The sequence below is a fragment of the Mycobacterium sp. MUNTM1 genome, from assembly GCF_054660795.1.
In genome coordinates, this window is sequence record NZ_BAAGDE010000027.1 from 44,037 (window position 1) to 60,662 (window position 16,626).

18 protein-coding genes and 1 pseudogene are annotated in these 16,626 nt (G+C 69.5%); 9 read left to right on the forward strand and 10 right to left on the reverse strand.

The window, feature by feature from the left end:
- Together ACYQ8K_RS16655 and ACYQ8K_RS16660 are read right to left on the reverse strand one after the other, a co-directional pair.
- A pseudogene (locus ACYQ8K_RS16655) lies at positions 1-667 on the reverse strand (DUF3000 domain-containing protein).
- Between the two features lie 89 nt (positions 668-756).
- A complete protein-coding gene (locus ACYQ8K_RS16660; RefSeq protein ID WP_459970605.1) occupies positions 757-1,566 on the reverse strand; it encodes an enoyl-CoA hydratase/isomerase family protein in 810 nt (269 codons plus the stop codon).
- 88 nt (positions 1,567-1,654) lie between these two features.
- Between ACYQ8K_RS16660 and hemE the strand changes: the two genes are divergently transcribed.
- The 5 genes from hemE (at position 1,655) to ACYQ8K_RS16685 (ending at position 6,555) form a co-directional block, all read left to right on the forward strand.
- Positions 1,655-2,704: a uroporphyrinogen decarboxylase gene (hemE, locus tag ACYQ8K_RS16665; RefSeq protein WP_459970607.1), complete on the forward strand. Its 1,050-nt coding sequence runs from the start codon at positions 1,655-1,657 to the stop codon at positions 2,702-2,704.
- The gene (locus ACYQ8K_RS16670; protein WP_459970609.1) at positions 2,701-4,077 is read left to right on the forward strand and encodes a protoporphyrinogen oxidase; all 1,377 of its coding nucleotides are present in this window, start codon (positions 2,701-2,703) and stop codon (positions 4,075-4,077) included. The genes hemE and ACYQ8K_RS16670 overlap by 4 nt, the downstream gene beginning before the upstream one ends.
- 5 nt (positions 4,078-4,082) lie before the next feature.
- Positions 4,083-4,778, forward strand: a complete 696-nt coding sequence (gene hemQ, locus ACYQ8K_RS16675; RefSeq protein WP_007774838.1) for a hydrogen peroxide-dependent heme synthase — start codon at positions 4,083-4,085, stop codon at positions 4,776-4,778.
- A gap of 49 nt (positions 4,779-4,827) precedes the next feature.
- A complete protein-coding gene (locus ACYQ8K_RS16680; RefSeq protein ID WP_459970611.1) occupies positions 4,828-5,577 on the forward strand; it encodes a class I SAM-dependent methyltransferase in 750 nt (249 codons plus the stop codon).
- A 129-nt stretch (positions 5,578-5,706) separates the two neighbouring features.
- Positions 5,707-6,555 carry a DUF559 domain-containing protein gene (locus ACYQ8K_RS16685; protein ID WP_459970613.1) on the forward strand — a complete coding sequence of 283 codons (849 nt, stop codon included), beginning with the start codon at positions 5,707-5,709 and terminating at the stop codon, positions 6,553-6,555.
- Positions 6,556-6,623: 68 nt separating this feature from the next.
- Here the strand turns inward: ACYQ8K_RS16685 and msrB are convergent, their stop codons facing one another.
- The 4 genes from msrB to ACYQ8K_RS16705 form a co-directional block, all read right to left on the reverse strand.
- On the reverse strand, positions 6,624-7,049 hold the full coding sequence (gene msrB, locus ACYQ8K_RS16690) for a peptide-methionine (R)-S-oxide reductase MsrB (RefSeq protein WP_459970615.1): 426 nt from the start codon (positions 7,047-7,049) through the stop codon (positions 6,624-6,626).
- A 68-nt stretch (positions 7,050-7,117) separates the two neighbouring features.
- Positions 7,118-8,461: an arabinofuranan 3-O-arabinosyltransferase gene (gene aftC, locus ACYQ8K_RS16695; RefSeq protein ID WP_459970617.1), complete on the reverse strand. Its 1,344-nt coding sequence runs from the start codon at positions 8,459-8,461 to the stop codon at positions 7,118-7,120.
- 28 nt (positions 8,462-8,489) lie between these two features.
- Positions 8,490-10,055, reverse strand: a complete 1,566-nt coding sequence (locus ACYQ8K_RS16700) for an alpha/beta fold hydrolase (RefSeq protein ID WP_459970619.1) — start codon at positions 10,053-10,055, stop codon at positions 8,490-8,492.
- Between the two features lie 14 nt (positions 10,056-10,069).
- Complete coding sequence (locus tag ACYQ8K_RS16705; protein ID WP_459970621.1) at positions 10,070-10,858, reverse strand: pyrimidine reductase family protein; 789 nt, start codon at positions 10,856-10,858, stop codon at positions 10,070-10,072.
- Here ACYQ8K_RS16705 and zapE point away from each other — a divergent pair.
- Positions 10,857-11,978 (forward strand): cell division protein ZapE, encoded by a 1,122-nt coding sequence (gene zapE / locus ACYQ8K_RS16710; protein ID WP_459970623.1) that lies wholly within the window; start codon positions 10,857-10,859, stop codon positions 11,976-11,978. The genes ACYQ8K_RS16705 and zapE overlap by 2 nt on opposite strands.
- On the opposite strand, the gene ACYQ8K_RS16715 is transcribed toward zapE, so the two are convergent.
- The 3 genes from ACYQ8K_RS16715 to ACYQ8K_RS16725 form a co-directional block, all read right to left on the reverse strand.
- A complete protein-coding gene (locus ACYQ8K_RS16715) occupies positions 11,956-12,471 on the reverse strand; it encodes a GNAT family N-acetyltransferase (RefSeq protein WP_459970625.1) in 516 nt (171 codons plus the stop codon). The two genes, zapE and ACYQ8K_RS16715, sit on opposite strands and share 23 nt — an antisense overlap.
- Positions 12,459-12,989 (reverse strand): hypothetical protein, encoded by a 531-nt coding sequence (locus ACYQ8K_RS16720; RefSeq protein WP_459970674.1) that lies wholly within the window; start codon positions 12,987-12,989, stop codon positions 12,459-12,461. Before ACYQ8K_RS16720 ends, ACYQ8K_RS16715 begins: the two co-directional genes overlap by 13 nt.
- A 93-nt stretch (positions 12,990-13,082) precedes the next feature.
- On the reverse strand, positions 13,083-13,844 hold the full coding sequence (locus ACYQ8K_RS16725; protein WP_459970676.1) for a Clp protease N-terminal domain-containing protein: 762 nt from the start codon (positions 13,842-13,844) through the stop codon (positions 13,083-13,085).
- Between the two features lie 102 nt (positions 13,845-13,946).
- Here ACYQ8K_RS16725 and ACYQ8K_RS16730 point away from each other — a divergent pair, with 102 nt between their 5' ends.
- The 3 genes from ACYQ8K_RS16730 to ACYQ8K_RS16740 are packed head-to-tail and all read left to right on the forward strand — an operon-like array spanning position 13,947 to position 15,672.
- Positions 13,947-14,294: a DUF732 domain-containing protein gene (locus ACYQ8K_RS16730; RefSeq protein WP_459970626.1), complete on the forward strand. Its 348-nt coding sequence runs from the start codon at positions 13,947-13,949 to the stop codon at positions 14,292-14,294.
- A gap of 46 nt (positions 14,295-14,340) precedes the next feature.
- On the forward strand, positions 14,341-14,685 hold the full coding sequence (locus tag ACYQ8K_RS16735) for a DUF732 domain-containing protein (RefSeq protein ID WP_459970628.1): 345 nt from the start codon (positions 14,341-14,343) through the stop codon (positions 14,683-14,685).
- A 30-nt stretch (positions 14,686-14,715) separates the two neighbouring features.
- Complete coding sequence (locus tag ACYQ8K_RS16740; RefSeq protein ID WP_459970629.1) at positions 14,716-15,672, forward strand: cytochrome c oxidase assembly protein; 957 nt, start codon at positions 14,716-14,718, stop codon at positions 15,670-15,672.
- 4 nt (positions 15,673-15,676) lie between these two features.
- Here the strand turns inward: ACYQ8K_RS16740 and ACYQ8K_RS16745 are convergent, their stop codons facing one another.
- Positions 15,677-16,597: a cation diffusion facilitator family transporter gene (locus ACYQ8K_RS16745; RefSeq protein WP_459970631.1), complete on the reverse strand. Its 921-nt coding sequence runs from the start codon at positions 16,595-16,597 to the stop codon at positions 15,677-15,679.
- Positions 16,598-16,626 lie beyond the last annotated feature (29 nt).

Genomic DNA, 16,626 nt, shown 5'->3' on the forward strand with positions numbered 1-16,626 from the left:
CTAGGCGCGTGACCGCGAGCTCAGGTCGGTGACTCCGGCGGGGGGTAGGCCCGCGGCGTGCTCCAGTACCTCGCAGAACGCCTCGACGTGCCCCCCGACCGCGGGCGACGTCGCGGTCCAGGACGCGCGCAGCTCGAGCTGGTGGGCGCGCGGCGGCCCGGAGATGTCTCCGTAGCGCACCGATGTGGTGGCGGTGACGGTGCCGCCCAGGGCGACGACTTGTTCCATACGTGACTCCAGTGCCTCGACTAGCCAGCTCCACGCTACTTCGGGCAGCAGCGGGTCGACCGCCTCACTGGGGTCAAGGTCGGCCTGGATGTAGGCGACCATGCGGATGGTGCCGTCCCACGCGTCGGCCCCCTCGGGGTCGTACAGCAGGATCAACCGTCCGAAGGCGTCGCCGTCGGACCGCTCGGGAATGATTTCGCGATCGGGATGTTTGACCTCGGCGCCCAGGGCGTAGCTGTGGGGAGCCAAGCGTTGCGGCGGCCGGATGGGACCCAACTCGATCTCCGGCCGCACGACGACGGCGTTCATCGCCGCTACCGCTTCGCGGAATGGGGCCGGTTCGGATGAGGTCACTTGACGCCGCTCCTGTTCATCCCGACCGTTCTGCATCGTCACGGCACGGGTCACAGGGATCGACGGTAGACCTACCGCCCGACAGGCCGCGACAGGCGCGCCGCGTTTCAAACGCGCCGCGACCAAGCCGTTACCGGGCCTCCACCTAAGCTATATGTGCAGCTCAGGCGCCGGTCAGCGGGTGAAACGCGCCTGGCGCTTCTCGCGGTGCGCGGCCAGGCCTTCCTGCACGTCGGGGCCGCTGAAGCTGAGGAACTCCAGGCCCACCGAGGTCTCGAACGTGGGGCCCATCATGCGATACCAGTGGTTGAGGCTGCGCTTGGTCCACTGGATCGCGTTCTGCGCCCCCTGCGCCAGGTTCTCGGCGATGCGGGCGGCGGTGGACAGCACGTCGTCGTCGTCGACGCAGGTGGACACCAGGCCGATCCGCTCGGCTTCCTCGCCCAGCAGCGTCTCGCAGGTCAGCAGGTAGTACTTGGCCTTGGCCATGCCGACCAGCAGCGGCCAGCAGATCGCGGCATGGTCGCCGGCCGCCACGCCCAGCTTGGTGTGGCCGTCGATGAGCTTCGCGGTGCGGCCCGCCACCGAGATGTCGGCGAGCAGGGCCACCACCAGGCCCGCGCCGACCGCCGGCCCCCGGATGGCCGACACGACGGGGGTGTCGCAGTTGATCATGTTGTGCACGAGGTCGCGGGCCTCGCGCATGATGCGGAGCCGGCCCTGGTAGTCGTTGATCGTCTCGTCGATCAGGTCGAAGCTGCCGCCGGAGGAAAAGGCCTTGCCTTCCCCGCGGACCAGGACGGCGCGCACGGCGGGGTCGCGGTCGATCACCGGCCAGATGTCGGCGAGGTCGCGGTGCATCTGCGGCCCGACCGAATTCAGGCCGGGGGAGTCGAGAACCAGCGTCAGCACCCCGTTGTCCCCGAGCTCGCAGCGCAGGCTGGGAAACGCGTCGTAACTCGCTGGGGGCTGACTCACGGGCATCTTCGAGCTCCTGACGTTCAAACGGTCGCGGTCGTTGATCGTACGCAGCGCAGTTCGGTGCACTCCGGTCATGGCAGCATTAAGGCTGATGAGTACTCGCCGCGACCTTCCCGAGTCGCCGTATCTGGCCGCCGTCAGCGGCCGCAAACCCAACCGGGTGCCGGTGTGGTTCATGCGGCAGGCCGGTCGCTCGCTGCCCGAATACCGGGCGCTACGGGCCCAGACCGACATGCTGTCGGCCTGCTTCGACGCCGAGCTGGTCTGCGAGATCACCCTGCAGCCGGTCCGCCGCCACGATGTGGACGCGGCGATCCTGTTCTCCGACATCGTGGTGCCGTTGCTCGGCGCGGGCATCGACCTGGACATCGTCGCCGGCGTCGGGCCGGTCATCGAGTCGCCGGTGCGCACCGAGGCCGACGTGGCCGCAATCAAACCCCTTGAGCGGCAACGGGTTGCGCCGGTGTCCGACGCGGTGTCGCTGCTGGTGGCGGCGCTCGGCGACGTCCCGCTGATCGGCTTCGCGGGCGCCCCGTTCACGTTGGCGTCCTATCTGATCGAGGGCGGCCCCAGCCGCCACCATGCGCGCACCAAGGCGATGATGCTGGCCGAGCCGGACACCTGGCACGCGCTGATGGAGAAGCTGACCGACATCACCGTGGGCTTCTTGCGGGTGCAGCTCGAGGCCGGGGTGGACGCCATCCAGGTGTTCGACTCGTGGGCCGGGGCGCTGTCCCTGGCGAATTACCGCACCTACGTGCAGCCCCACAGCGCCCGGGTGTTCGCCGCGCTGGCCGACCATGGCGTGCCGATGACCCACTTCGGGGTCGGCACCGCCGAACTTCTGGGCGCCATGTCCTCGGCCGGCGCCAACGTGGTGGGTGTGGATTGGCGGACGTCCCTGGCCGACGCGGCCGCCCGCGTGCAGCCCGGCACGGCGTTGCAGGGCAACCTCGATCCGGTGGTGGCGCTGGCGGGCTGGCCGGTGGTGGAGCGCGCGGCGCGCGCGGTCGTGGACGACGGGCGGCGCGCGATTGACGCCGGGGCCGCCGGTCACGTGTTCAACCTTGGCCACGGCGTGCTGCCCGAAACGGATCCCGGCGTGCTGACCGACCTGGTGTCGCTGGTCCACTCCCTATGACCTCGACCTCGTATTGTGTTGTGGGGGGCGGGATTTCGGGCCTAACGGCCGCCTATCGGCTGCGTGCGGCGGTCGGTGACGACGCCGCGATCACGCTGTTCGATCCGGGAGACAGGCTCGGGGGTGTGCTGCGCACCGAGGTGGTCGCCGGGGTGCCGATGGACTTGGGCGCCGAGGCTTTCGTGCTGCGCCGACCCGAGATGCCCGCACTGCTTGATGAACTGAATTTGTCTGAACGTCAGCGGGTTTCGACGGGCGCGCGCCCGCTGATCTACAGCCGGCAGGAGCTGCGTGCGCTGCCCGCGGGCACCGTGGTCGGGATACCGTCGTCCGCGGCGTCGGTGGCGGGACTGGTCGACGAGGCCACGGTGGCCCGCATCGAGGCCGAGCCCACCCGCCCGCTGGCGTGGGAACCGGGCGCCGACCCCGCAGTGGCCGATGTGGTCGGCGAGCGATTCGGCGAACAGGTGGTGGCCCGGTCGGTGGATCCGCTGCTGAGCGGGGTCTATGCGGGTTCGTCGGCCACCATCGGCCTGCGCGCGGCGGCCCCGATGGTGGCGGCGGCGCTGGACCGCGGCGCCACCAGCCTGACCGGCGCCGTGCGGCGGGCGCTGCCGCCGGCCACCGGCGCGCCGGTGTTCGGGTCGCTCGAGGGCGGCTACCAGGTGCTGATCGATGAGCTGCTCGCGCGCGGGCGCCCGCGCTGGGTGCGTGCCGCGGTGTCGCGGCTCGAGCGCGCCGGCGCCGGCTGGAACGTGGTCGACGACACCGGCGCGCGCTGGGCCGCCGACGCGGTGATCCTGGCCGTGCCGGCGGGGCAGTGCTGCCGGCTGCTGGCCGGAATCGCACCGAGCAGCGTCGCCGCGGCCCGTCGCATCACCAGCGCATCGTCGGTGGTGATGGCGCTCGCCGTGTCCGGCGATACCGCGTTCCCGGACTGTTCGGGCGTGCTGGTGGCCACCGGTGAGCGGTTGCGCGCCAAGGCCATCACCCTCTCGTCGCGCAAGTGGGGTGCCCGGGGCGGCGCACAGCTGCTGCGCCTGTCGTTCGGGCGGTTCGGCGATCGCGTGGCGGCTGAGGCGTCCGACGACGAGCTGGCGACCTGGGCGCTGGGCGATTTGGCCACCGTGTTCGGGCTGACCGTCGAGCCCGTCGACATCCGCATCCGGCGCTGGATCGACGCGATGCCCCAGTACGGGCCGGGCCATGCCGACCTGGTGGCCGAGGTGCGGGCGGGCCTGCCCCCAACGCTCGCGGTGGCCGGCAGTTACCTCGACGGCATCGGCGTACCGGCCTGCATCGGCGCCGCCGGGCGCGCGGCCGAGCGTGTGATCAGGGCCATCGGAGACTTGGACGCGCGGGTGGCACGATAGGTTTCATGGCCAAGCTCGACTACGACTCGCTCAACTCCACGATCCGCTACCTGATGTTCTCCGTGTTCTCCGTAGAGCCGGGTGAGCTCGGTGACCAGCGCGACGACGTCATCGACGAAGCGTCGACGTTCTTCAAGCAGCAGGAGGAGCGCGGCGTCGTGGTGCGCGGCCTCTACGACGTCGCGGGCCTGCGGGCCGACGCCGACTTCATGATCTGGACCCACGCCGAGCGCGTCGAGGCGCTGCAGGCCACCTACGCCGACTTCCGGCGGACCACGGCGCTGGGGCGGGCCAGCTCGCCGGTGTGGAGCAGCGTGGCGTTGCACCGGCCGGCCGAGTTCAACAAGAGCCACATCCCGGCGTTCCTGGCCGGCGAGGAACCCGGCGCCTACATCTGCGTGTATCCCTTTGTGCGGTCCTACGAGTGGTACCTGCTGCCCGACGAGGAACGCCGCCGCATGCTGGCCGAGCACGGCATGGCCGCGCGCGAATACAAGGACGTCCGCGCCAACACGGTCCCGGCGTTCGCACTCGGCGACTACGAATGGCTGCTGGCCTTCGAGGCCCCCGAACTGCACCGGATCGTGGACCTGATGCGGGAATTGCGCGCCACCGACGCCCGCCGGCACACCCGCGAGGAGACGCCGTTCTTCACCGGCCCCCGGGTTGCCGTCGAGCAGCTGGTGAACGCCCTGCCATGACCGGGCCGGCGACGATGCAGAGCGAAGCGATGAGGAGAAGCGGCGCCGTATGAGCCAGCCATTCGACCCGGCCGACCCCACCCGCTTCGAGGAGATGTACCGCGACCCGCGGACGTCGCACGGCCTGCCTGCCGCCACACCGTGGGACATCGGCGGTCCGCAGCCGGTGGTCCAGCAGCTCGTCGCGCTGGGCGCCATCAAGGGTGAGGTGCTCGACCCGGGGACCGGCCCGGGCCATCACGCCATCTACTACGCGTCCAAGGGATATTCGGCGACCGGCATCGACGGGTCGGCGGGCGCCATCGAGCGCGCCCGGGAGAACGCCCAAAAGGCCGGTGTGTCAGTTAATTTCGAGCTGGCCGACGCGACGAAGCTGGACGGGTTCGACGGCCGGTTCGACACGGTGGTCGACTGCGCCTTCTACCACACCTTCAGCACCGAGCCCGAGCTGCGCCGGTCCTATGTGCGGGCGCTGCACCGCGCCACCAAACCGGGCGCACGGCTGTACATGTTCGAATTCGGCGAGCACAACGTCAACGGCTTCAAGATGCTGCGGTCGTTGTCGGAGAACGACTTTCGAGAGGTGCTGCCCGACGGCGGCTGGGAGATCAGCTATCTGGGTACCACCACCTATCGGGTCAACATCAGCGTCGAGTCCATCGAGGCAATGGCCAAGCGCAATCCTGACATGGCCGATCAGGCGGAGAAGCTGCTGGAGCGCTTCCGGGTGATCGAGCCGTGGCTCGAGGGCGAGCGGGCGCATGCCCCGTTCTGGGAAGTGCACGCCACGCGGGTGTAAGGCATCGCGCCCACCCACCCGACCGCATCGCACGCCGCGACACATAAACGTCTGCGACGACACGCCGACACGTGTCGCAGTGGCTTATGGCTGGTGGATCCTCGCGGCGGGCAGGGACGTCTTTAGTGCGTGGAAGACGTGTTTAGAGGCAGCGATGCTGTGCGCCGGGGAAGCCTGAGCCTGTATCAGCTGCGAACCCAGTTCCGTGCGCTCTATCCCGACATCTATGTGTCGGGCGACGCCGCACCGCCGTTGCGAACGAGATGTGTTGCGGCATGGCTGTGGTCGGGCCGGCGCGCCGTGATCGCCGGGCTGGCCGCGGCGACGTTGCACGGCTCGAATTGGATCGACGACGACGAACCCATCGAATTGATCTGGCGTAACCAGCATGCTCCGGTCGGCGTGATCACCCGCAATCAGCGAGTTGAGCCCGACGAGATCACCCGTGTCGCGGGACTGCCGGTGACCACTTTGGCGAGAACAGCATACGACCTGGCCAGGCAGCTGCCCAGGGGCGAGGCGGTGGCGCGACTCGACGCGCTGATGCGCGCGACACCGTTTGACGTCGAGCAGGTGTCGCTGCTGGCGAAGCGGTACCCGCGTGCGCGGGGCCTGCGACGCCTACGCACGGCACTCCCTCTCGTTGATCCCGGTGCGGCGTCACCCAAGGAGACCTGGCTGCGTCTGCTACTCGTTGATGCCGGGCTGCCTGCACCGGAGACGCAGATACCCGTGAATGAGAACTGGCGAACCGTTGGCGTGCTCGATATGGCTTGGGAGAGATACAAAGTGGCCGCCGAGTATGACGGTGATCAGCACCGCGCCGACCGCCGCCAGTACGCCCGAGACCAGTGGCGGGTCCGCAAGCTTGAAGAACTCGGCTGGATCGTCGTCCGGGTGATCGCCGAGGACAAACCCGAAGGCGTCGTGCGACGCGTGCGTGACGCGCTCATCCGTCGAGGTTGCCGCGAGATATAAAGCGTTGCGATCCACCTCGGCGTGTCGTCGCAACCGGTTATGTGTCGTGAACCAAACCCAGCCGCGGGCTATCCGCCCGCCGGCACCAGCCGCAGGCAGACCGAGTTGATGCAGTAGCGCTGATCCGTCGGCGTCGGGTAGCCCTCGCCGGCGAACACGTGGCCCAGGTGGCTGTGGCAGTTGGCGCACAGCACCTCGGTGCGCGTGGTGCCCATCGAATGGTCGGGACGCAGGATCACCGCGTCGGAATTCGCCGGGTCGAAGAACGACGGCCAGCCGCAATGCGACTCGAACTTCTCTGTGCTGCGGAACAATTCGGCACCGCAGGCCCGGCATTGGTACACGCCTTCGGTTTTGGTGTCAGTGTATTCACCGGTGAAGGGCCGTTCGGTGCCGGCCTGGCGCAGCACGTGGAACTCTTCCGGGCTGAGTTTCTTGCGCCACTCGTCGTCGCTCAGTTGCACCTTGGGCTGCGACACGTCGGGGGAAGCCATGGCATCCACGCTAGCGCGCCTGGCGGCGATCCGCCGCGCCCGGCCCGGCAACACCCGCGATCAGAGGCTCAGTGGACGTGTGCCGCTGCGCCCGGCTCCGCCGCCGGCGCGATCGCCTCACGCTCGCGCTCGGCCGTCAGCCACGCCGGATCGATGCCGTCGTCCAGCCGGTTCTCGGCCCTCGCGTCGAGGTAACGGAACAACAGCACGGTGAAGGCGACGATCAGCAGCAGCGACCAGCCGTAGGTGATCTTGAGGTAATGCAGCGCACGGCCGTACCTCATCGCCCGGTAGATCAGCCAGTCGTCCAGCGTCATGAAGCCGTAGATCCCGAGCCAGGCCGGCCAGTTGCGGATCAGCGAATTCCGCAGCACCACCGTCATCAAGAACGGGAACAGCATCATCGAGTAGTAGCCCTGGGCCAGCGGGAGCACCAGCCAGGAACACAGCAGCAGCACGCCCGACGAGCTGGTGAACCAGAACAGCGGGTCGCGGGTGCGGTAGTAGCGGTACAGCAGCCACAGCGCGCCGATCGTAATCAGGACGAACATGATTCGCATGAACACGATCAGCCAGGTGGGTAGGCCGAAGTACACGCCGTTGCCCTCGATGGAGCTGTTGAAGTAGTCCCGGGTGCCGCCGATGTACGGCAGCGTTTTGGTGAAGAACTCCATCGGGTGGCTGACCAACGGCCAGGCGGCGATGTTGATCACCACGGGCACGACGAACGCGGGTATCAGGGTGCGCCACTGGCGGTTCAGCAGGGGCAGCAACAGCAGCGGCCCCAGCACGGGTTTGAGCGTGAGCGTGAGGCCGATCGCGAGGCCCGCCCACCACTGCCGGCTGACTCTCCCGTCCAACAGCCAGCGCAGGAACAGCATCTCGGCCAGCAGGACGCAGCCGTTGATGTTGGTGAACACCAGGGTGCTGGTCACACTCTCGGTGCAGAACATGGCCAGCAGCAGGGCGGGCGCGGCGACCGAGGACAGCGTGAATTTGAACATCCGCAGCAGCAGGTACCAGGCGATCAGGATCGCGGCGGTGTTGATCAGGATGAACAGGAACCGCGACGGGTTGAAGGGCAGGTACCCGAACGGCGCCATCAGCAGGGTGCCGCCCGGCGGGTACAGGTAGTGCGGGTCGACGTAGTCGAAGTGCTCGTTGTAGATGTCCCAGCCGTGCCGGAAGTTCAGGACCGCGCGGTACACCGGTTTGAAGTCGTCGGTGATGTTGCCGTTCAACGTGAGGATGATGCTGCGGTGCAGCACCGAGAAGATCGCGATTGGCCACAACGCCATCCGCAGCACGGTCGCGACGCTCGGGGCGCCGGTGCGGGGGCCGAAGGCGGCCAGGGTCCGATCACGCAGGCCGGTTCGGGTCGATTCAGCTGCCGTCACCAGCGCACCGTACACCGGCGCCCGCCCGGGCCGGAAAGCAGCGTCAGGCGGGGCAGTAGGTGTCGGTGTTGGGCAATTTGCCGCTGCTGAGGTAGCCGATCAACGGCGGAACGGCGCAGCCCGAGAAGATGCTGGCGCCGTGGCCGATGCCCTGCCACATCACCCGCTTGCTGGCGGCGTTGGCGTTGATGATGCTGGCCGCGGTGGCCGCGACGCCGTCGGTGCCGACGATCGGGTCGTGCTGCACGCCGAGCAGCAGCACGTCGACCTTCAGGGTCTTCGGCGTGGGCGGCGGCGAGCCGGTGGGCCAGTGCACGCACTTGACCATGTTGAGCGCGGCGACGGTCCCGAACTCGGGGTAGAGCTTGCCCCAGGCGACGACGAGTTCGCGCACCCGGTCCGGGGTGGGACGGTTGACCGCGTCGCTGCACACGTTGACGAACTGGCCGTCGGAGTCCTGGATCGCATTGGCGTGGTTGATCAGGTTGTTCAGCGCGTTGGTGTCGCCGGAACGGGCGCTCGCGAGCGCGTTGGCCAGGTCGGTGGTGGCGCTGACCCGGCCGCCGGCGGGATAGCCGAGCGCGACGGTGATGGCGTTGGCCACCTGCGCCACCGACGCGCCGCCGGGGCCCTTGCCGGCGCGTGCGTCGGCCAGCAGGGCGCTGACGGCGCCCTTCGGGTCCGCGCCCAGCGCGCAGTTCACCGCGATGCACTGCGCGGCGAACGCGTCGAGGGAGGCCTGCTGCCCCTTGACCTGTTGCTCGGCGGCGGCTTCGGCGTTGGTGCCCAACGCAACCGGTGAGTCGAGGATCAACCGGGCCACCTTGTCCGGCCGTGACCCGGCGTAGGCCAGCGCCACCTGCGCGCCGTTGCCGATGCCAACCAGCGCGAGGGCGGGCACGTCCCACATCGTGCGCAACCGCTCGATGTCGGAGGCGGCGTGCGCGTCGTCGTAGGAGGAGGCGTTGGGCCCGATCCCGACCGCGTCGCCGCAGTTGGTGGTGGCGGTGTTGGAGACCTCGGAGAGGTTGGCCACCGGGTCGTCGCCGGTCTGGAATTGCGACTGGTCGCGCATCTGCTGGCGGTCGAACTTGTCGCGGCAGTCGATGGGGCTCGACATCCCGATGCCGCGGCGATCGACGGACACGATGGGGTGGGTGGCGAGCACGTCGGCGCCGGCCCGCGAGAGCCAGACCGGCAATTGCGTCGAGGACGGCAGGTCCGAGCCGGTGGTGAAGACCAGCGGCCCGGCGTCCTGGGGCGTCTTGTCGGAGCGGGCCCGCACCACGCCGATGCTCAGGGTGCCGCCCCCGCCGTTGACCGGGTCCAGGTCGGCGTCGTAGTTCGCGCAGTCCAGTTGGACGCCGGCCGCGGCGGGAACGGCCGCGTCGGCGAACACCTTGGACGTGCAGTCGTGCCACGCCAGGTCGTTCTTGGGCGCGGCGATCGGCGGTGGGCCGCTGGGCGCCGGCTTCGAGGTCGCCGCTCCCTGCGGTCGCGCACCGGAATTGGTGGCGAACCGAGGATCGGCGGCCAGGCCCGGGACGCAGCCGGCCAGCAGCGCGGTCACCGCAACCAGGATCGTGGCGCACGTGTACGGCCGACTCATGCCGACCACAGTAGCTAGGCCTTGACGTAGCGGGTGTAAAGGTAGCCGGCGTCGTCGGTCAGCACGTGGGCACACCGCATCCGGGTGAGCAGCTGCCCCGGGCCGGTCGCGATGCGCCGCGCCTGGCCGCCGACGATGCAGGGCGCGATGGTCAGGCACAGCTCGTCGAGCATGTCGCGTTGCATCAGCGAGTCCAGCAGCGTCGGTCCGCCCTCGGTGAGGATGCGGCGCATGCCGCGGGCACCGAGGGCGGCCAGCAGGGCGGCCTCGTCGACCCTCTGGGGGTCGCGGCCGGAGCAGTCGACCACCTCGCACAGGCCGCTGAGCGCCCGGCGTGTCTGCTCGGCCGCCGCGGTGCAGGTGAGCACCAGCGGTTGCACCTCGGTGCGGGTGAACACCGCCATATCCCGGTTGAGGCGACCTGATCCCGTGACGATCGCCAGCTGCGGGACCTCGCTTTGGCCGCGAGCCTGCCGCCGCTGACGCTCGGCGGCGCCGACCTGCGCGCCCGAGTAGCCCTCGATCCGCACGGTGCCCGCCCCCACCACGATGACGTCGGCGAGCTCGCGCAGCAGGTTGAAGATGAACCGGTCGCCGGGGCCGCCCATCGCGCCGCTGCTGCCGCCCGTGGTGGCCCCGCCGTCGACGCTGGTGATGAAGTTCGCCCGCACCCACGTCCCGTCGTGTTCGGGATAGTCGTAGAGCCGGGGGAGGTCGCCGTCGTCGAGTCCGCGAACCGCGCCGAGCAGCGACAGCGGCGTCTCCGAAGTCGCGGAACTCTCCAGGCCGCCAGAGTCGGGCATGAGTCTGATTGCAGCACGCCGCTACAGTTCCTGCATGCACGGGTCCACCTCCGCGGGCGCTTCGGGCGGCGTGGCCCGCCTGGTCGATCGTCACCCGACGGTGTCGCCCGAGCGGCTGATCGCCCAATTGCGGCCGCCCCCAACCTTCGCCGACGTGAGCTTCGCGACGTATCAGCCCGATCCGGCGGAGCCGACGCAGGCCGCCGCGGTGGTGGCGTGTGAGGAGTTCTGCCGGCAGGCCGTCGAGCGTCGCGCCGGCCGGCGAAAACTGTTGGGCCGCCGGGTAGTTCTGCCCGGCGTTGGGCTCTACCTCGACGGTGGCTTCGGCGTCGGCAAGACCCACCTGCTGGCGTCGGCCTACTACGAACTGCCCGGCGACGGCCCCGGCGAATCACCGGATGGCCCGGCGCCCAAGGCGTTCGCGACGTTCGGGGAGCTGACCCAGCTGGCCGGGGTGTTCGGCTTCGTCGAATGCATCGACCTGCTGGCCGACTACACGGCGCTCTGCATCGACGAATTCGAACTCGACGACCCGGGCAACACCACGCTGATCTCGCGACTGCTCTCGTCGCTGGTCGAGCGCGGGGTCTCGGTGGCCGCCACCTCCAACACGCTGCCCGAGCAGCTCGGTGAAGGCCGGTTCGCGGCGCAGGATTTTCTGCGCGAGATCAACACGCTGGCAAGCATTTTCACACCCGTACGGATCGAGGGGCCCGACTACCGGCACCGCGGGCTGCCGCCCGCACCGCAGCCTTTGTCCGACGACGAGGTGGCCGCGCGCGCCGCGCGGGTCGACGGTGCGACGCTCGACGACTTCGACGCGCTGTGCGCGCACCTGGCCACCATGCACCCGTCGCGGTATCTGACGCTGATCGAGGGGGTGAGCGCGGTCTTCCTGACCGGCGTGCACGGCCTCGACGATCAGAACGTCGCGCTGCGGTTGGTGGCGCTGACCGATCGGCTCTATGACGCGGGCATTCCCGTGGTGGCCTCGGGCGCCAAGCTGGACACCATCTTCAGCGAGGAGATGCTGGCCGGCGGATACCGAAAGAAGTACCTGCGGGCCACTTCCCGGCTGCTGGCGCTGACCGCGGCGGCTAACCCAGCTCGCGGATCATGACATAGTCGCTCTCGACGCCGGTACCCAGCTGAAACGTTCTGGTGCCGTTGATCGTGAACCCGCTCTTGAGGTAAAAGCGTTGTGCGCGTTCGTTTGCCTGGTTGACGCCCAGCCACACGCGCCGCGCGCCCCATTCGCCGGCGGTGGCCAGCGCGAGGCCCATCAGCGCGGTCGACGCCCCGCCGCCGTGATACTCGGGCAGCACGTAGATCTTGGACAGCTCGGCGGCATCGGCGCCAGAGTCGCGAACCAGCATGGCGTAACCGACAATCCGTCCGTCCCGGCGCGCGGTGACGAGGGCGCGATCCGGATCCGCCAGATACCGCGCGAAGTGGGCGGCCGACAGGTTGGCGTCCACGAACGACGCGATGTTCTCCGCGGTCACCGAGGGCGGACACGCCAACGGAAAGGTTTGCGCCGCAACGGCGGCCAGCTCTACGGCGTCACCGCAATCCGCCGGCGCGATCTGGAACGTTCCGGTCAGAGGTTCCACTGCGCGAGGTGATAGCCCGTCTTCTTGTCGAGCAGGACGACGGTGGAGACCGGATCGCGGTAGGCGTCCCAATACACGCCGCCGCGCACGATCGCCCCGTTCGGGGCGTTGACGAGCACGTTGTCCAGCGCGTCGGGCGCATCGGAGGCCCGCGGCTTGTAGGCGTCGGCGTTCGGGGTGACGCCGTTGAAATCCATGACGGTCGCCATGACGTACGGGTTGGGCACCCGGATCGCGCGGATGGTCACGTCGGCGCGCTCGACGGTGCTGCCGGGAAAGCCCTTGTAGGTGCCTTCGCGTGTGTAGCCGAATCCCGGCGGCGGGTCGCAGGGCCCCACGCCGCTCACGGTGACGTCGGCGATGAACGTGCCGGTGTCCACCCGCAGCGTGTCGCCGATGTGGCCGATCGGCGCGTCCCCGGCCCACGCGCGGGGCGTCGGCACCGCGCCGGCGCCGACGGCGATGACGCCGGCAACGGCGACCAGAAAGGCGGACGCCACCATCGGCCAGCGGTGCATCCTCGCCATGTCGTGCCTCCTTGGCGCCGTTGCGGGGGACCCTCGCATGATTGCACACGCGCGGACGCCGAAGGGAGGGGTCGGCCGCACCGGTCAGCCGCCTCCAGCCGCGCGCGGAGCGGCATTGCCGCCGCCGGACAGGGATTGCAGCGCCGTGATCAGATCCGCCTCGACCCGGTCTTTGTCGACGCCGCACCGGTGCAGCGGGCCGTTCCCGCCTTCGAGCTCCAGCAGCGCCAGCAGCTGATGCTCGGTGCCGACGTAGTTGTGGCCGAGGCGAAGTGCCTCGCGCACACTCAGTTCGAGCGCCTTGCGCGCTGGCCCGCTGAACGGAATGAGCTGCGGCGGTTCGGCATCCGAGCGCAGCGCGGCGATCGCCTCGGTCGCGGCGGCCCGCAGCGCCTCGGTGTCGACCTGCTGCAGGTGCAGCAACACCGTTGCCAGGGCGGCCGCATCGCCGAGCACACCGAGCAGCAGGTGATCGGGGGTGATCTCGCCGTTTCCCGCTTCGTGCGCGGCGTTCTGCGCCGCGACCACCGCGCCGCGCGCCCGTGGGGTGAAACGCGCGAATCCCTGTTCGAGATCGAGGGCGGCGGGCTCGGCGCGCGGGACGAAGCGCTTCTGGGCGGCCTGCTTGGTGACGCCCATGCTCTTGCCGATGTCGGTCCACGACGCGCCGGAGCGGCGGGCCTGGTCCACGAAGTGGCCGATCAAATGGTCGGCAATCTCGCCCAGGTGCTCGGCGGCCAGGACCGCGTCGGCCAGCTGGTCCAGCACGTCGGGCCGGGTGGATTTGATGGCGTCGATCAGTTCGTCGAGGCGGATCGGGTAGGTGATGCGGACAGGCTCGGGCATGACGTCAACGCTAGGTTGACGCCCCGAGGCTGTCAACCCTAGGTTGACGACGACGGCCGAGGGGGTGCGGGCCATTGACCGTTCTGGGAGAATTCGTCAGTCATGAAGCCACTGCTCGCGCTGTGCGGTCTGGCCGTCGCGGTCGGCCTGGCCGCGCCGGCACACGCCGACGGCACCGACGACTCGTTCATCGCGTCGCTGCACGCGGCCGGCATCACCTTTTCGGACCCGAGCAAGGCCGTGGGCGCGGGCAAGTGGGTGTGCGACAGCGTCAGCCAGGGCACGCAGATGCCCGATGTGGTCAAGACGCTGCTGTCCAAGAACTCCGCGCTGAGCGAGGACAAGGCCAATCAGTTCGCGGCCATCGCCGCCACCACGTACTGCCCGAGCGCCGTCGCGACGAGCACCCCGAGCACCCCGGGCACGCCCAGCACCCCGGAAGCCCCGTAGCGCTCGAGATGCCATCCACCGACAGGTTTGCGACAATCACTGCGTTATGCGATTCCTCCTGGGGCTGACCAGCCTCGCAACCATGATCGTTCTGGCCGCGCCCGCGCACGCGGACATCGACAACGACCAGGACTTCCTCAAAGACCTCCGCGACGCCGGCCTCACCTACCAGGACGCCGGCAACGCGATCACCATCGGCAAGTCGGTGTGCGACCTACTCGACGACGGCCAGTCCGACGCGAAGATCGTGACCGACCTGCGCAACCAGAATCCGGCCTTCCAGGGCGCCGCCGCGGCCAAGTTCACCTACCTCGCGGCCGCCCATTACTGCCCGAAGTACATCACCGGCGAGGACCGCGGTCCGAAGCCGGAAGGGGCCGTCGGCAACTGAGCCGGCCGCGGCCGCAATAGGCTGGTGGCCGTGCGCGTCGATCCCGGACCGCTGACGTGGGACGCGGCCGCTGCGACCTGGCATGTCGACCTGGTCTCCGCGGCCGTCGTCGCGGTGCTCGCCACGGGATACGGCTGGTGTTACCGGCGCACCCGCGGCGCCGAACCCCCGGCCCGCCCCGCGAATGCCGCGTGCTTCGGCGCGGCCATGCTGGTGTGGCTGCTGGCCACGATCAGCGCGCTCGGCGCCTACGCCTACGTGCTGTTCTGGGTGCGCGCGCTGCAGGTGTTGTTGCTGCTCTACGTCGTCCCGTTTCTCATCGCGCAGGCCAAGCCGGTCACCGTCTTTCGCGACGCCGTCGGGCCGGCGGGGCGAGACCGCATCGATCGGTTGCTGGCGACGCGGTTCGCACGCGTGCTCGTGCATCCGGCGACCACGTCGGTAGCGATGCTCGCCACGCCGTGGCTGCTGTACCTGACGCCGTGGTACACCGCGGCCCTGCAGACCGAGTGGATCGGTGCGCCGACGCGAATCCTGTTGGTGGCGTTGGGCTTCTGCTACTTCTATGCCCGGCTGCAGGAAGACCCCGTGCCGCACAGGTACCCGCAGTCGATCTCGCTGCTGATCAGCGTCGCCGAGGCGCTGGGCGACGGTGTGCTGGGATTGGTCATCTGGCAGGGCTCGTTGATCGGTGCGGCGTATTACGCGGGGCTGCAACGGACTTGGGGTCCCGACCAACGGCTCGACCAGACGATCGGTGCCGGCGTCCTGTGGATCCTCGGGGATCTGGTCGGGTGGCCGTTCGTGCTGCTGCTGATGCGGGCCATGTCCCGCGACGAGCAGGCGCACGCGGTCGCGGTCGATGCCGAGCTGGACGAGGCCGAGGCGCGAAGCGCCCAGACCGACGCCGCCGAGAGTGGAACGCCTGCGCAGTCGGGACTTTGGTGGGAGAACGACCCGCAGTTGCGGGAGCGGTTCCGTCGCTGAAGCGCTAGGCCGCGCGCGCCGTCCAGGTGAAGCTCTGCATCTCCGGGATCCGTGGCGCCAGCGCCGCGGCGACGCTGCGACCGATCCGGTCGGAGGCCCCCAGCGGTGTGTCGGCGTTCAGGAACCCTTCCACTTCGACACGCAGGGTCCGCCCGGTCCACCTGGCCCGGGCGTGCGCATGCGTCACGCCGGGGACCGAGGCGGCGACGGCCTCGGCGGTGGTGATGATGTCGGGGTCGACGCCGTCGAGCAGGCGGTGCGCGATGTCGGCGGTCACCTCCCAGCCGACGTGGCAGATGAACCCGGTGACCACGATCCCGGCGACCGCGTCGGCCCAGCCCCAGCCCAGTGCCACGCCGATCAGCCCGAGCACCGCACCGGCCGACGACAGCGCGTCCAGCCACGAATGCTTGGCGTCGGCCACCATCGTCGCCGACCGAATTCGCCTGCCCACCACCAGTTTGTAGCGAGCCACCAGCTGATTGCCCACCACGCCGACGACGGCCGCGCCGATGCCCCAGCCCACGTAACCGGTGCCGCCGTGACGCAGCAGCTTGGTGACGCTTTCGAAACCGGCGACCACGGCGCTGCCCCAGATCACCAGTGCCACCCCGATCCCGGCGAGGTCCTCGGCGCGTTCGTAGCCATAGGGGTACCGCTCAGTGGGCAGCTTGCGCGACGCGCGGAAGCCGATGAACACCAGGACGCTCGTGGAGACGTCCGACAGGTTGTGCAGCGCGTCGCCCAGCAGCGCCACCGAGCCGGACAGCAGCGCGATGACGAACTCGACCAGGCCGGTCAGCGCCAGTCCGACGGCGCTGACGGCGACGGCGCGATTGGCCTGCCGGCGCTCGCCGGCGTCGTCCGCCGCGGTGTCGAGGGGAAAGCTCGCCGCCGGGTCACGCACTCCGTTGGTCACATGCATACCGCCAGCATGCCCTACTCCGCGGCGGC

Coding starts and splice junctions, on each gene's coding strand:
- ACYQ8K_RS16660 (WP_459970605.1), bottom strand. CDS start 1,566: ATGCCCGTGAGTCAGCCCCCAGCGAGTTACGACGCGTTTCCCAGCCTG.
- hemE (WP_459970607.1), top strand. CDS start 1,655: ATGAGTACTCGCCGCGACCTTCCCGAGTCGCCGTATCTGGCCGCCGTC.
- ACYQ8K_RS16670 (WP_459970609.1), top strand. CDS start 2,701: ATGACCTCGACCTCGTATTGTGTTGTGGGGGGCGGGATTTCGGGCCTA.
- hemQ (WP_007774838.1), top strand. CDS start 4,083: ATGGCCAAGCTCGACTACGACTCGCTCAACTCCACGATCCGCTACCTG.
- ACYQ8K_RS16680 (WP_459970611.1), top strand. CDS start 4,828: ATGAGCCAGCCATTCGACCCGGCCGACCCCACCCGCTTCGAGGAGATG.
- msrB (WP_459970615.1), bottom strand. CDS start 7,049: ATGGCTTCCCCCGACGTGTCGCAGCCCAAGGTGCAACTGAGCGACGAC.
- ACYQ8K_RS16700 (WP_459970619.1), bottom strand. CDS start 10,055: ATGAGTCGGCCGTACACGTGCGCCACGATCCTGGTTGCGGTGACCGCG.
- zapE (WP_459970623.1), top strand. CDS start 10,857: ATGAGTCTGATTGCAGCACGCCGCTACAGTTCCTGCATGCACGGGTCC.
- ACYQ8K_RS16705 (WP_459970621.1), bottom strand. CDS start 10,858: ATGCCCGACTCTGGCGGCCTGGAGAGTTCCGCGACTTCGGAGACGCCG.
- ACYQ8K_RS16720 (WP_459970674.1), bottom strand. CDS start 12,989: ATGCACCGCTGGCCGATGGTGGCGTCCGCCTTTCTGGTCGCCGTTGCC.
- ACYQ8K_RS16725 (WP_459970676.1), bottom strand. CDS start 13,844: ATGCCCGAGCCTGTCCGCATCACCTACCCGATCCGCCTCGACGAACTG.
- ACYQ8K_RS16730 (WP_459970626.1), top strand. CDS start 13,947: ATGAAGCCACTGCTCGCGCTGTGCGGTCTGGCCGTCGCGGTCGGCCTG.
- ACYQ8K_RS16735 (WP_459970628.1), top strand. CDS start 14,341: ATGCGATTCCTCCTGGGGCTGACCAGCCTCGCAACCATGATCGTTCTG.
- ACYQ8K_RS16745 (WP_459970631.1), bottom strand. CDS start 16,597: ATGCATGTGACCAACGGAGTGCGTGACCCGGCGGCGAGCTTTCCCCTC.